This is a genomic window from Roseateles sp. GW821-FHT09H11 (assembly GCF_059415845.1).
The window spans coordinates 21,476-35,840 of sequence record NZ_JBWKOA010000008.1; the positions used below are offsets into that span (position 1 = coordinate 21,476).

Sequence of the window (14,365 nt, forward strand, 5' to 3'; positions counted from 1 at the left end):
GTACCCCCCAAACGAATGAAGGGGCCCATGGGGCCCCTTCATTCGTTTGCCCTCCAACGCTTTAGACTGGGCTCTCGTTGCGCGAGGCCCGGCGCGGGTTCCCTACATGGACATGCTCACCAGCCCCGAGTTCTGGCTCGCCGTCGGCCAGATCATCCTGATCGACATCTTGCTGGGTGGCGACAATGCCGTCGTCATCGCGCTTGCCTGCCGCAAGCTGCCACCGAATCTGCGCACCAAAGGCATCCTTTGGGGCACCGCAGGTGCCATCGTGCTGCGCGTTGTGCTGATCTTCTTCGCGCTGACCCTCCTCAAGCTCCCGTTCCTCAAGCTGGTCGGCGGCGTGTTGCTGCTGTGGATCGGCATCAAGCTCCTGATCCCGGAAGGCGAGGACGACCACTCGAAGATGGAAGCGAGCGACAAGCTCTGGGGCGCGGTGAAGACCGTCATCATCGCGGACTTCGTGATGAGCCTGGACAACGTCATCGCGATCGCCGGAGCTGCCGAAGGCGCGGGCGGTCAACATCAGATGCCGCTGGTGATCTTCGGCCTGTTGGTGTCGATCCCCATCATCGTCTGGGGTAGCCAACTGGTGATCAAGCTGATGGACAAGTTCCCGATCGTGATCACGCTGGGCGCGATGCTGCTGGGTTGGATTGCCGGCACGATGGTGGTGACCGATCCCGCGCTCAATGCCTGGGTGCCGATGCAAGCGGGCAGCAAGCCCGGTACGACGGAAGTGCTGCCGCAGGTGTATTACGCCCTGGGTGTCGGCGGCGCGCTGTTCGTCCTGCTCGTCGGCAAGCTGCTGGCCGCGCGCCGTCCGGCTCAAGCCTGACGAAAGGCCTGTCATGTCATGAGCGCCTCCGGCTTCCTGAAGAGACTTCTGGGCCGAGGCGCATCTGACGATGGGAGTCTGGGTGTGTCCGACACCTTGCCGACGACGCAGCCGATGCCGCGATCGGCGGCTGTGGCGCTGGACGACTACGACATCGGCGAGGAAGTTGGCCGGGGTGCGATGGCCGTCGTTCATCGGGCTGTCGACCGCCGTAGCGGCCGAACCGTCGCCATCAAGCGCCTGGCGCTGCAACGTGAGTTTGCGGCGGAGGACCTGATCGACGTTCGCGACCGCTTCATGCGTGAAGCGAGCGCGGCCCGGCATCTGGATCATCCCGACATCCTGCGCGTGCTTGACGCTGGCGAATGCGCTGGCGAGACCTGGATCGCGATGGAATACGTCGTGGGGCAGGATCTCAGCCACCACACGCGGCCTGGCCAACTGCTGCCCTTGCGCGAGGTACTGCTGCTCGCCGCGCGCCTGGCGCGGGCGCTCCAGTACGCCCATGGTCACGGGGTCGTACATCGCGATATCAAGCCCGCCAACGTCATGCTGGAACGGGAATCCGGCAGCGTGAAGATCATGGACTTCGGCATTGCTCGTGTCGCCGATGGCAGTCGGACGCGGACGGGATTGGTCCTGGGTACGCCGTCCTACATGTCGCCGGAACAACTGGCCGGCCTGCAAGTGGATGGTCGCAGCGACCTCTACTCGTTGGGCGCGATGCTGTTCCAGCTGTTGACCGGCCACCTTCCGCATCAGACGGAGTCGATGGCGACGCTGATGCACCAGATCATGAATCAGCCGGCAGCGGATGTCCGTCGTCTTCGGCCTGAGTTGCCCGAGTCGCTGGCCATGGTCGTGGCGTTGGCGCTGGAAAAGCGTCCCGAATTGCGCTACCAGCGCGGCGACACGCTGGCCCAGGATCTGGAGGCGGTGCTGGCTCAGATTCCAGTGGAACTGGCCAATAGCACGGGTGCCACACCCCCCCCACCGGCGGGACAGGCATTCGAGCAAACTTTGCGGCTACAGTCCCAGGGCGCAGTGCACAATCCCCTTCCCCCAGCCGATCCCGCCAGCAAGACATGACCCTGGAGTTCTTCAGCGCCACCGATACCGGTCGTGTGCGCGACAACAATGAAGACTCGGTCGCCCTGGAACCGGGCGTCGGGCTCGCGGTGCTTGCCGACGGTATGGGGGGGTATAACGCGGGGGAGGTCGCCAGCCAGATGCTGACGACGTTCATCAAATCGGAGTTGGGTCGATGGCTGGCCGAGTCTGGCCAGCATGCGACAGACATCGATGTGCGACGGGCGATGGACATTTGCGTGGACAACGCCAACCGCGCGATCTTCAACGCCGCCAACACCAATCCGCGCTATGCGGGGATGGGGACGACGCTGGTGCTGGCGGTCTTCCGGGAACAGAGCCTGTTGCTCGGGCATGTGGGCGATTCGCGGGCCTATCGCTATCGGGAAGGCCAACTTGTCCAGCTGACGCGTGACCATTCGTTGCTGCAGGAACAGATCGATGCAGGTCTACTGACGCCAGAGGAAGCCGTCTTCAGCAGCAACAAGAATCTGGTCACGCGAGCCGTTGGCGTCGAGGATACGGTGATGCTGGAGGTGCATCAGCACGAGCTGCTGCCCGGGGACCAGATCCTGCTGTGCAGCGATGGCCTGTCCGACATGGTCGATGACGCCAGCGTGGCACAGGTGCTGCAAAGCCACAATGATCTGCCTGAAGCAGCGCAGGCGCTGGTGGACACGGCCAATGATCTCGGTGGCAAGGATAATATTGCGATCGTTCTGGTTCGCGCGGAAAGTCGCACCAAGCCATGGGCGTGGTGGCCATTCAGTCGCAACAATGGGCGCCGTTGAGGCGGCCCTCTACAAATAAAGACAGGACTCGAGGTCAAGCATGGGCAAGCTGGTGGTGTCGCTCGACGGCGTGGTGATCAAGGAAGTGCAGATCACCAAGGACAAGACCACGCTCGGCCGGCGGCCGTACAACGACATCGTCATCGACAACCTAGCGGTGAGCGGCGAACACGCCGTGCTGCAGATGGTCGGGGCGGATGTGTTCATCGAGGACTTGAACTCGACGAACGGCACGTACATCAACGGCAAGGCGATCAAGAAGCAATTGCTGTCGCACAGCGACGTGATTGAGGTCGGCAAGTACAAGATCAAGTTCCTGCTCGAGGACAACGGCGACTACGAGAAGACGATGATCCTGCGGCCCGGCACTGCGCCGAGCAGCGGTTTCGGTCTGCCTTCCTCGTTCGGTGGGCTGGGCCCGGCGCCGGTGTCGACCGCGCCAGCGGCGATCAAGGTGCTGAACGGACCCGCGGCGGGCCGCGAGGTGTCGCTCACCAAGGTCGTGACGACGGTAGGCAAGCCGGGCGTGCAGGTAGCGTCGATCACCAAGAGACCGAGCGGCTATGTGTTCGCGCACGTCGAGGGTGGCGCCCGGCCAGTGGTGAATGGCGCGCCGTTGACGGCCGAATCGGTCCCCCTGAAGAACGGTGATGTGATCGAACTGGCTGGTACGCAGATGCAGTTCGTGCAGGCCTGATCGGTCCGTCTCGATACGAAGGGGGCCCGCAGGGCCCCTTTTTGCTGCCGGTCGGTGATCCAGCGGCGTGGTTTAGGCGCACCATCCTGTATCGAGATGATTCGGTGCTGTCGGGCGAACACCTACACGCGTGCAGGTTTTCACGGCATGGCGGCGGGGTCGCGTAAGCGACGGCAATAAACCTTCGAATCGAGGATTCGGCGCTTAGCGCCACACGAGGGTGCCTCTACAGTCTTCCGCATGAAGATTCGCGTGCTTGGTTGCGCTGGCGCCCTGGCGGCCGGCTACAGGACCACTTCCTTTCTGCTCGACGACGATGTGCTCATCGACGCCGGCAGCGGCGTGGCCGAGCTCACCGTGGACGCGATGGCCAAGGTGGACCACATCCTGGTGACGCATTCGCATCTCGATCATGTTCTGGCGATCGGCCTGCTGGCAGATACGGTCCAGCGTCGACGCGCCCAGGCTGGTCGTCCCCCGGTCAAGGTACACGCGCTGCCCGAGACTCTGCAGGCACTGCGTGCACATGTCTTCAACGGCGTGATCTGGCCCGACTTCACGCGCCTCCCGTCGCTGGAGCGGCCGGCTCTGACCTTCCATGAATTCGCTGTTGGTGATCATCTCGATCTGGGCGGTGGCCGTCGAATCGAGGTCATCAGCGCCGCGCACACCGTGCCAGCTGTGGGATTTGCAGTCGATGGCGGCGCACCGGGTCACTGGGTCTTCACTGGCGACACCGGCCCGAACCCGGCGCTCTGGCAGCGACTGTCTGAAATCAAAGTGGCGCATCTGATCATCGAGTGCGCTTTCGGCGACGACGAGTGCGGTCTGGCTGGCATCAGCAAGCACCTGTGCCCGACGACGCTTCGGGATGAACTCGCAAAACTTGGCGGCGCAATCGACGTGCACATCACGCACATCAAGCCTGGAGAACGCGCAGCGGTGATGGACGCGGTCATGGGCCTGCGTACGACGCACAGGATTTCGGCGTTGGAGAACTTCCAGGAGTTCACGTTGGCTTGATACCTTCTTGCCGCGTTCTCGCCACTTGCAGCCCGTGCCGGACCTCCGCCGCGGGCTGCGTCGTTTCTGGATCGCCGGATCTTTGCGTCATCGTGATCTGACAAACCTTGTCAGCGTCTGGAGAGGTGACAAATCTGGGCAGGCCGTCTGACAAAAAACGTCACTTGAAGCGATGCCTGATGCTGCCAGTCCGTGATGTCGTGCACTAATCAAGGAAAGAAGCGGCTGGCACGAGCCCTGCGTACATACGCTTCGTCTCTACCCCACTTCCTCTCTTTGGAGTTTTTATGAAGCGCGTTCAACAAGGTTTCACCCTGATCGAACTGATGATCGTCGTGGCGATCATCGGTATTCTGGCTGCCGTGGCTCTGCCGGCGTACTCGGATTACATCAAGAAGACGAAGGTCGCGGAAGTGATGGCTGCCGCTACCCAGCCGAAGGCCCAGATTCAGGAGTACTACACCGTCAAGGGTGCGATTCCTCCGGACGACCAGATCACCGTTGACAAGATCAAGAGCAAGTACGTCAGCGGCGTGACCTACACCGGCGGCGCCGTTAAGGCCACTGCTTCCACCGAATTCAACGACGCCACGATCCAAGGCAAGGGCATCACCGTGACGGCGACGGTCAACGGCACCAACGAGTCGCTGGACTGGGTTTGCACCTCCGACATCGACAAGAAGTTCGTTGCTTCCAGCTGCAAGTAATCGATCCTTCACTGAATGATCGACGGGGCTTCGGCCCCGTTTGCTATTTCTGGACGCAAATGCATCGGCTGACTGCGCGCATCCGCCAAAATGGCGCAAGTTCCGGGTCCGATCTCCTTTCCATATGACGCCAAGCCTTCGCGGACGCCTGCGTGCGTCCGGCCTGCACTTCATTTCGACTCTCATCGTCGCGACGACAGTGGCGGCGATGGTGTTCTTCCTCTGGTATCCCTGGCCGTACAGCGAAGTGTCCGGAGGACTCGGCTTGTTCGGGATAGTCGTAGGTGTGGACGTGGTACTCGGCCCAATGATCACGTTGGTCGTCTTCGACAATCGCAAACCACGCACCGAGTTATGGCGAGACATGACAGTCGTAGTTGCGCTGCAACTTGCTGGTTTGGCCTATGGCGTGCATACCGTCTTCGAGGCGCGTCCGGTGGTCTTGGCTTTGGAAGGGGATCGCTTTCGCGTGGCCATCGCGGCCAGCGTGGTCGAGGACGAGCTGCCGATGGCACCGGAATCGCTTCGGCGTCTGTCGATAACTGGCCCGCTACTCGTGAATACGCGCCCGGCTGAAGGCGGAAGCGAAAAATTCGACGCGATCATGTCCGCGCTTGCTGGTGCGGACCTTGGCGCGCGGCCGCAATTCTGGAAGGTCTGGGATGCGCAGGCCCGAGTTGCGGCTTTCAAAGTCGGAAAGCCTGTGGCCGAGCTGCTTGCCCGTCGGCCGAAACAGGCTGATGCCCTCAAAGCCGCCATTGTCAAGACCGGCAAGCCCATCGAGCAACTGATCTACATCCCGATGCTCGCACGCCGCACCGACTGGTCTGTGCTGCTCGACAAGACGACCGGTGATCCGGTCGGCTTCGCTCCGGTCGACGGCTTCTGAGCCCAACGTTGCAATGCGTTCCAGGTGGAAGGTCCAGCGAGCGTTAGAGTTCCGCCCTGTCCCCACGACCCGGACCGTTCATGACGCTCGCCGCGACAGAGCCCGCCGCCGATCTCCCTGCCTCGTCCACCGCGCCGCAATTCCAGGTCTTGACGCTGATCGGCTTGCTGCTGGGCGTAACGCTGGCGCCCCTGGTCGCCTATAACCAAACCCCCTCGGCCACGCTCTACAACCAGTTGGCGGCATTCGCAGGGCTGGGCCTGCTGGTCGCTGGCTTGGCGTGGGGACGATCGTTGCTGGCCGGCTGGCGCATCGATGGCGTTTCCCTTGGGCTGCTGCTGATGACGGTGGTGGCTGTCGCCGCACCTTTCACCCACGAACTGCCTTGGTCGATGGCGCTGACCAGCACCGCCATGCTGCTCGGCGTTCTGCTGGCGGTACAGATCGGTCGAGCAGTGACACCCGGCCAGCGTGACGACGTGCTCACGCTCTTCTGCGTCGCGCTCGTGCTTGCAGGGCTGCTGAGCGTGATGGTCAGCTTCGTCCAGATGTTCTTCCCGTCGCTGGCCGACGGCACCGTCATCGCGCGCTCGGGCTTGGCGGGTCGTGCCGTCGGCAACATGCGCCAACCGAATCACCTCGCCAGCCTGCTGATGTGGGCCTGCGTAGCGTCTGTCTGGCTGGCACAGAGCGGCTGGCTCGCGCGGCGGCTCCGCGGCGCGCTGCGAGGCACGATCGCGCTGTACCTGCTGCTGTTCCTGTTCGTGTTCTGCGTCCTGCTGAGCGCGTCCCGCACCGGGATGATCGGCATCGGCATGCTGGCGATCTGGGGCGCGATCGATGGTCGTCTCTCGCGCCGCGTGCGCATTGCCTTGGGGTCGACGCTGATCATGTTCGCGATCGGCTGGGGCCTGCTCGAGTGGTACACCGCCGTCAGCCATCACGCCTTCGGCGCGCAGTCGCGCGTATCGGAAGAAGGCGCCGGCTCCCCGTCCCGCATTGCGATCGTGAAGAACGCCATCGGCCTGCTGCAGCGTTACCCGCTCACCGGCTCGGGGTGGGGTGATTTCAATTTCGCCTGGACGATGACGCCGTTCCCGGATCGCCCGGTGGCCTTCTTCGATCACACCCACAACCTCGAGCTGCAACTCCTCGTCGAGATGGGTCTGCCGCTGGGTCTGCTCACGTTGGGTTTGCTGGCCTGGGGGTTCTGGACCGGTCTGAAGCGGTCGATCGCAGGCAGTGCCGCTACTCGCTGTGCAGGGATGCTGGTCGCGATGATCGGTCTGCACAGCCAGTTCGAATACCCGCTCTGGTATGCCTATTTCCTGCTGCCTGCGGGGCTGGCATACGGCCTGTGCATGGTCGAGGACACGAAGGCCTCGGGCTCGAAGACCGAACCGGGACAGCGCCGTACTGCGCTGGCTGCGCTTGGTCTCTTGACGGCGGCACTGGTGCCGCTCGTCGTGGCGGACTACCTGCGCATCGTTCATATTTACGCGCCGCCGGCGGGCGCCGCGTCGCTCGACGATCGCATCGCTGCGGGCCAGCGTTCCCCACTGTTCGCGCTGCAGGCCGACTACGCCGAAGCGACGGTTCAGCCGCCCGGCGCGGTGGCGCTCGAGGCCTCGCGGCTGACCGGTCATCACCTCATCGACACGCGGCTGCTGATGTCCTGGGCGAAGTCGCTCAACGCGGTGGGAGAGACCGACAAGGCCCGCTACCTGGTGCAGCGGCTACGCGAATTCCGCAACGCAGCGAGCGAGGAATGGCTGGCCGAATGCGATGAAGTGGCGGCGCTCGGCGCGGCGGCGAAGCCGTTCCAATGCGAGGCTCCGCAGCGCGAGTACAGCTTCCGCGAGCTGCGCTGAGGGCGTCGATGAAGGCGAGATCGGTCGGGTGACCGACGCGCTCAGACCTCAGCGTGCCAGTCGCCCGACTTTCCGCCCTGCTTCTCCAGCACGCGGATCTGCTCCATCACCATGCCTCTGTCGGCGGCCTTGCACATGTCGTAAACGGTGAGCAGACCGACCTGAACGGCTGTCAGCGCCTCCATCTCCACGCCGGTGCGTCCGAGCGTCTCCACCTGCGCCGTGCAGATCACCGCGCTCGATGGCTCATCCAGCTCGAACTCGACCGTGACTCGTGTAATCGGCAGCGGATGGCAGAGCGGGATCAGATCCGAAGTTCGCTTGGCGGCCTGGATGGCCGCGATGCGTGCGACACCGATCACATCGCCCTTCCTGGCATTTCCATTGCGGATCAGCGCCAGTGTCTCAGCCTTCATCCGGATGCGACCGGCGGCCCGGGCCACACGGTGCGTGACATCCTTGCCGGAGACGTCCACCATGTGGGCTTGTCCGTTGGCGTCAAAATGGGTCAGAGGCGAGCTCATGAGCGCGGCAACAATCGCGAAACCGAAGAGGCGTCATCATAGTTCCCGCCCTGGAGATCCCTTGAAGCGAACGAACCCCATTCCCTTCACCCGGCGTTGCCTGGCGGCGCTGCTCAGCGCGTCGCTGCTTGGCCAGGGCGCCATCGCGCAGGTGAACCTGCCGGCCTTGGGCGACTCGGTGTCGGCCGACGTCAGCATCAGCGCAGAGAAGAAGCTCGGCGATCAGGTCATGCGGCAGATCCGTCCGGACCCGGACTACCTCGACGATCCGCTGCTGCTCGAGTACGCGCAGAACACCTGGCAGCCGCTGGTGGATGCCGCGCGTCGGCTCGGCAACATCAGCGATGACACCAGCGATCGCTTCGCCTGGGAGCTCTTCCTGGTCCGCGACCGGTCGGTGAACGCGTTCGCGCTGCCGGGCGGCTACGTGGGGATCCACCTGGGCCTGATCGCGATGACCGGGGCGCGCGACGAGATGGCGTCGGTGATGGGCCATGAGTTGTCGCACATCACTCAACGCCACATCGCGCGCAGCATCGTCGGAGACTCCCGCACCAGCGCGCTCGCCACGGTGGGTCTGCTTCTCGGCATCCTGGCTGCGGCGAAGGCTCGCAGCATGGACGGCGCTCAGGCGGTGATCGTCGGCAGCCAGGCGGCCGCTGCACAGGCGCAATTGAACTTCTCGCGCGACATGGAGCGCGAGGCTGACCGCGTCGGCTTCCAGGTCATGACGCAGGCCGGCTACCAGCCGGCCGGCATGGCTAGCATGTTCGAGCGCATGGAGCAGGCTTATCACCTGATGGATTCGGGGCAGTACCCCTACCTGCGCAGCCACCCGTTGACCAGCGAACGCATTGGCGAAGCGAAGGCCCGACTCGGCACGAGCACTCAAGCCAAGCTGGTCGGAACTCCGGAGCACGCCTTGATGGCGGCACGTGCGAAGGTGTTGATGGACCAGCGGACCGACCCTTGGCGGGTGCTCCAGGGCCTGGACGCCGGATCGAGAGCCGGAGAGAAGAACATCGACCAGTTGGCCGCCCGATACACGAGCGCGCTCGCGTCGATCAAGCTGCGTGACTTCTCGCGCGCCGAAGCCACCTTGAAGACGGCCGATGCCTTGGCTGGTCTGCTCGGCGCAGACCCGGGCGCGAAGCGCCTGCTCGTGTACGCGCATGCCGAGCTGGAAGTGGCACGAGGCAAGCCCGAAGCCGGCTTCGCGGCACTGGAGCCATTGAAGAACGAACGCTCGCGTCCGATGCTGATGATCCGTGCAGACCTCGCGCAGGCGGATCCGCGGCCGGAGGTGAAGCGCGAAGCCGCCGAGGCCCTCCAGACCCACCTCGCCCTGCATGCCCAGGACGCTCTGGCCTGGCAGGAAAGCGGGACCTTGTGGCAGCAACTCGGCCAACCGCTGCGCTCGTTGCGGGCGCAGGGGGAGACGCGGGCGGCGCTTGGGGACATCACTGGCGCGATCGACCGGCTCGCCTCCGCGGAACGGCAAGGTCGGGCGAGATCGGCCGACCAGTTCGAAGCCTCGGTGATCGACTCGCGCCTGCGGGACCTGCGCTACGAACGTCGCCAGATGCTCATGGAGATGTATCCGCGCGGCGTTCCGCCAGGCGCTGAGCCCTGATCGGGCGTTACTCGCTGTCCGGGAACAGGCGTTCGATCAGCACGTCGATGGCCATCCCGCACAGCGAGTAGATCAGCGAGCCGATCAAGGCTGCGCGGAAGCCCGCGACGGTGAAGCCGTCCAGCACGCTGGCCGTTGCCCAGAACAGCAGCGCGTTGATGACGAACAGGAACAACCCCAGCGTCAACAGCGTGACCGGGAGCGTGAGCAGCACCAGCACCGGCCGCAGGACGGTGTTGAACAGGCCCAGCACGAAGGCCGCGATCAGCGCGGTGACGAAGCCCTTCACCTGGACGCCAGGATAAAGGTGCGCCACCAGCAGCAGTGCGGCGGCCAGCAGCAACCAGCGGGTCAGCGTTTTCATATGCTCAGCATACCGGTATCGATCATCAGGAAAATACGAAGTTGAAGTTTTAAAAGTGAAGGATAATCCGAACCTTCCGAAGGGGGAGTAGCCGCGCGGCGCAGGCCGCGGCAGACGCCCGTCAAGACGTTGCCGTGAAGGCAGCCGGGCCCTGCACCTGATGCTGGATTCGAGAGGTCGTCAGACCCCGAGCCGCATCAGCCTTGCAAGACCCTTCGGCCTCAACGTGCCCCCCCTGGCGGCATGTTGTCGTTGAAACCGGGACGGCGCTTGCCCGCCGTCCGCTTCTTGCAAGGAGCTCTCATGAGCACGATCGTCCCCATGTGGCTGTGGGTGGTATTCGTCGGCATCGTCGTGGTGTCCCTGATCCTGGACTTCGTCGTCCTGCGCAAGCAGGGCGCGCACGACGTGGGCGTCAAGGAGGCGATCAACTGGTCGCTGGTGTGGGTGGCGCTGAGCGTCGCCTTCATGGGCCTGCTCTGGTGGGCCGTACGCGACGGCACCGGCAGCACGGAACTCGCCAACACGAAGGCGCTGGAGTTCATCACCGGCTACCTCATCGAGAAGTCGCTGGCGGTCGACAACATCTTCGTCTTCCTGATGATCTTCACCTACTTCGCGGTGCCCTCGGCCTACCAGAAGCGGGTGCTCATGATGGGCATCATCGGCGCCATCGTGCTGCGCACGGTGATGATCCTCGTGGGTGGCTGGCTGATCGCGCAGTTCCACTGGATCCTCTATCTCTTCGGCGCCTTCCTGCTGATCACCGGCATCAAGATGTGGTGGGCGGCCGGCAAGGAGCCCGACCTCGAGGACAACCCCGCGCTGAAGCTGCTGCGACGTGTGCTGCCGGTCAGCAAGAACTTCGACGGGGAACGCTTCTTCACGCTCGAGAACGGCAAACGGATCGCCACGCCGATGCTGCTGGTGATCGCGCTGGTGGGCATGACTGACGTGATCTTCGCGGTGGACTCGATCCCGGCGATCTTCGCGATCACCGACGATCCGTTCATTGTGCTGAGCTCCAACATCTTCGCGATCCTGGGTCTGCGCGCGATGTACTTCCTGCTGGCGGCGATGGCGTCCAAGTTCCACCTGCTCAGCTATGGCCTGGCGGTGGTGCTGGTGTTCATCGGCGCGAAGATGATGCTGATCGACGTGATCAAGATCCCCGTGCTGCTGTCACTGGGCGTGGTGGTGGCGATCCTGGCCATCACCATGGTCTGGAGCCTGCGCACCGCGCCCAAGCTGCCGGCACGCCATTCGGACGAGCCCCAGAAGGCGGCCGACTGACGCCGGGCTGACCGGATCCGGGCGAATGCCGGGTCCAGCGTTCATTGCCCCTTGAAACCCGCGCGACGCGCCAGCGTCCCGCGGGTTTTTGCTTTACAGAACAGAAACAGGGGCGTCGCGCGTTCGCCACGCGGAATGACCGCGGAACAGCAATTCTTTGACACAGTCAAATGAGAATGCTTAGCATTTGCGGCTTTTGAGCCCAACCGCTCTCAATCACTCGCCACCGCCAGCCAGACGCGATCAGGGAGGAGGCCCGCCACGTGCGCCGTGAAGCGCCGGGACGACGCCGCCAGCACGCGCAGCCAGCCGAGCCGATTCCTACAAGAACTTTTCCCTCGGAGCTCGATTCCATGTCCCGCTACATCAAGAGCCGCAAGCACGCGGTGGCCCCGCTGGCCGCGCTGGCAGCCTCCCTGACCCTCCCGCTGGCCCACGCTGCTGACACCCCGGCTCCCGCCGACGCCTCGACCGCCTCCGCCGCTGCCGCGCCCTACCTGCCGCAGGTGAAGGTCGAGGGCACCGCGCAGTCCGACTACAAGGCCGACAAGAGCGCGTCCTCGAAGCTGACCCAGCCGCTGCTGGAAACGCCCAAGACCATCTCGGTGATCAAGAAGGAAGTGCTGCGCGAACAAGGCGCCGTCTCCCTGATCGAGGCGCTGCAGAACACCCCGGGCATCACGATGCAGCTGGGTGAGAACGGCAACACCTCCGCCGGCGACACCTTCCAGATGCGCGGCTTCTCGGCCAGCACCTCGACCTTCGTCGACGGCATCCGCGACCTCGGCGCGGTGACCCGCGACGTGTTCAACATCGAACAGATCGAAGTCGTGAAGGGCCCGGCGGGCGCCGACACCGGCCGTGCCGCGAGCGCCGGCTACATCAACCTGATCAGCAAGCTGCCGCAAGTCGAGAACTCGATCGACGGGTCGGTGACCATCGGCGACGCGAGCCGCAAGCGCGCCTCGGTCGACGTCAACCAGAAGATCTTCGACAACAGCGCCGTGCGCCTGAACGCGGTGTGGCAGGACTACGGCGTCCCGGGTCGCGACGAGGTCAAGCGCAAGAACTACGGCATCGCCCCCTCGATCGCCTTCGGCCTGAACACGCCGACCCGCTTCTTCCTGTACTCGCAGCATCTGCGTCAGAACAATCGCCCGGACGGCGGCATCCCCACGATCGGCTGGCCCGGTTATACGGCGGTGTCCTCCGCGACGGTGACCCCCGCCCAGGCGGCCGCGTTGATGGCGGCCCCGAAGATCGACAGCAAGAATTTCTACGGCAGCGTCCACGACTATGAGGACGTCAAGGCGGACATGGTCACCGCCAAGCTGGAGATGGACATCGGCAACCAGATGACGGTGCGCAACATCTCGCGCTACGGCCGCACGTACATGGACCGCATGGTCACCGGCATCAACACGATCGTCGCGGTGAACCCGGCCGACCGCAGCACGTGGACGCTGAGCCGTTCACGTCAGCGCGTCAACCAGACGAACGAGATCCTCGCCAACCAGACCAGCATCAACACGACGCTGTCGACCGGGGGCATCAAGCATGACCTGTCGACCGGCATCGAGCTGATGTACGAGAGCCAGGACAACCGCGCCTTCACCGCCGCCGCCGCGACGCCCGCCAACCTGTACAACCCGAACCCGAACGTCGACCTCGGCGGCTCCACCCGCAACGTGGCCGGCGACACCTCGGGCAGCACGACCACCACCGCGATCTACGCGCTGGACACGATCTCGGTGACCGACGCGCTGAAGCTGACCGCGGGCCTGCGCACCGAGCACTACAAGGTGAAGTACGCCAGCGTCGCCACCGGCGCCCTGGACACCGGCAAGTGGGTCACCAGCTGGAACGTTGCCGCGCTGTACAAGCTGGCCGAGAACGGCACGGTCTATGCCGCCGCCGCCAATTCGCTGACCCCTCCGGGCGGTGCCAACTCGACGCTCGCCGCCTCGGGTCAGAACTCGACGGCCGCCGATGCGCAGGAAGCGAAGAACTACGAGATCGGCACGAAGTGGGACCTGCTGAACAAGCGTCTGAACCTGACTGCCGCGCTGTACCGCAGCGAGAACGACGGCCAGGTCAGCGTGGACTCGGTGACCAACGTCGCGACGCAGGGGGGCAAGACCCGCGTGCAGGGGATCGAGCTGGCCGCGGTCGGCCAGATCACCAACTTCTGGCAGATCACCGCCGGCGTCCAGACCATGGATGCCAAGGCGCTGAATCAGCGCAGCGTCAACGCGACCACCGGCGTGCAGACCGTCACCGACGGCGTGCGTTGGACGCCGAAGTGGTCCGCCACGCTGTGGAACTCGTACCAGTGGAACGACTTCACCATCGGCGGCGGTGTGCGCCACACGGCGGACCAGAAGCGTGTCGTGACCGTGGCCGCGACGCCGTCGAACGGCCTGTCGACGCTGCCGGCCTACACCGTGGTGGACGTGATGGGCGCCTACCGCGTCAACAAGAACCTCAGCCTGCAGCTGAACGTCACCAACCTGTTCGACAAGGAATACATGTCCTCGCTGAACAACGGCGGCAGCCGCCTGGTGCTGGGCGCTCCGCGTGCCGTGACGCTGATGGCCAACATCGGCTTCTGAGCCGGGCCTGACCGTTTGAGGTAGCGTACGACCG

General features: G+C 64.3%; 13 protein-coding genes. 11 read left to right on the top strand and 2 right to left on the bottom strand.

Annotated elements, in window-relative coordinates; translation table 11 throughout:
- Positions 1-106: 106 nt before the first annotated feature.
- From AC07PR_RS24270 to AC07PR_RS24305, 8 genes are all read left to right on the top strand, one after another.
- Positions 107-838 (top strand): TerC family protein, encoded by a 732-nt coding sequence (locus AC07PR_RS24270; protein ID WP_483109314.1) that lies wholly within the window; start codon positions 107-109, stop codon positions 836-838.
- An 84-nt stretch (positions 839-922) separates the two neighbouring features.
- Positions 923-1,927 carry a serine/threonine-protein kinase gene (locus AC07PR_RS24275; RefSeq protein ID WP_483108194.1) on the top strand — a complete coding sequence of 335 codons (1,005 nt, stop codon included), beginning with the start codon at positions 923-925 and terminating at the stop codon, positions 1,925-1,927.
- Complete coding sequence (locus AC07PR_RS24280; protein ID WP_377159154.1) at positions 1,924-2,718, top strand: Stp1/IreP family PP2C-type Ser/Thr phosphatase; 795 nt, start codon at positions 1,924-1,926, stop codon at positions 2,716-2,718. The genes AC07PR_RS24275 and AC07PR_RS24280 overlap by 4 nt, the downstream gene beginning before the upstream one ends.
- A gap of 40 nt (positions 2,719-2,758) precedes the next feature.
- Positions 2,759-3,415 carry an FHA domain-containing protein gene (locus AC07PR_RS24285; protein WP_377159155.1) on the top strand — a complete coding sequence of 219 codons (657 nt, stop codon included), beginning with the start codon at positions 2,759-2,761 and terminating at the stop codon, positions 3,413-3,415.
- 240 nt (positions 3,416-3,655) lie between these two features.
- Positions 3,656-4,438, top strand: coding sequence for an MBL fold metallo-hydrolase (locus AC07PR_RS24290; RefSeq protein WP_495136834.1), 783 nt, complete (start codon positions 3,656-3,658; stop codon positions 4,436-4,438).
- Positions 4,439-4,725: 287 nt separating this feature from the next.
- Positions 4,726-5,145 carry a pilin gene (locus tag AC07PR_RS24295; protein ID WP_495136835.1) on the top strand — a complete coding sequence of 140 codons (420 nt, stop codon included), beginning with the start codon at positions 4,726-4,728 and terminating at the stop codon, positions 5,143-5,145.
- A gap of 124 nt (positions 5,146-5,269) precedes the next feature.
- Positions 5,270-6,034: a TfpX/TfpZ family type IV pilin accessory protein gene (tfpZ, locus tag AC07PR_RS24300; RefSeq protein ID WP_495136836.1), complete on the top strand. Its 765-nt coding sequence runs from the start codon at positions 5,270-5,272 to the stop codon at positions 6,032-6,034.
- Positions 6,035-6,114: 80 nt separating this feature from the next.
- Positions 6,115-7,905, top strand: coding sequence for a PglL family O-oligosaccharyltransferase (locus AC07PR_RS24305; protein ID WP_495136837.1), 1,791 nt, complete (start codon positions 6,115-6,117; stop codon positions 7,903-7,905).
- Positions 7,906-7,946: 41 nt separating this feature from the next.
- On the opposite strand, the gene moaC is transcribed toward AC07PR_RS24305, so the two are convergent.
- Positions 7,947-8,429 (bottom strand): cyclic pyranopterin monophosphate synthase MoaC, encoded by a 483-nt coding sequence (gene moaC / locus AC07PR_RS24310; protein ID WP_495136838.1) that lies wholly within the window; start codon positions 8,427-8,429, stop codon positions 7,947-7,949.
- A gap of 61 nt (positions 8,430-8,490) precedes the next feature.
- On the opposite strand from moaC, the gene AC07PR_RS24315 reads away from it, so the two are divergent.
- Positions 8,491-10,062: a M48 family metalloprotease gene (locus tag AC07PR_RS24315; protein ID WP_495136839.1), complete on the top strand. Its 1,572-nt coding sequence runs from the start codon at positions 8,491-8,493 to the stop codon at positions 10,060-10,062.
- Positions 10,063-10,069: 7 nt separating this feature from the next.
- On the opposite strand, the gene AC07PR_RS24320 is transcribed toward AC07PR_RS24315, so the two are convergent.
- Positions 10,070-10,426 (bottom strand): phage holin family protein, encoded by a 357-nt coding sequence (locus AC07PR_RS24320; RefSeq protein ID WP_495136840.1) that lies wholly within the window; start codon positions 10,424-10,426, stop codon positions 10,070-10,072.
- Between the two features lie 303 nt (positions 10,427-10,729).
- Between AC07PR_RS24320 and AC07PR_RS24325 the strand changes: the two genes are divergently transcribed.
- Both AC07PR_RS24325 and AC07PR_RS24330 read left to right on the top strand, forming a co-directional pair.
- Entirely contained in the window at positions 10,730-11,719 is a 990-nt protein-coding gene (locus tag AC07PR_RS24325) for a TerC family protein (protein ID WP_495136841.1), read from the top strand.
- A gap of 353 nt (positions 11,720-12,072) precedes the next feature.
- Positions 12,073-14,331: a catecholate siderophore receptor Fiu gene (locus AC07PR_RS24330; RefSeq protein ID WP_377159165.1), complete on the top strand. Its 2,259-nt coding sequence runs from the start codon at positions 12,073-12,075 to the stop codon at positions 14,329-14,331.
- The last annotated feature ends 34 nt before the right edge of the window (positions 14,332-14,365 follow it).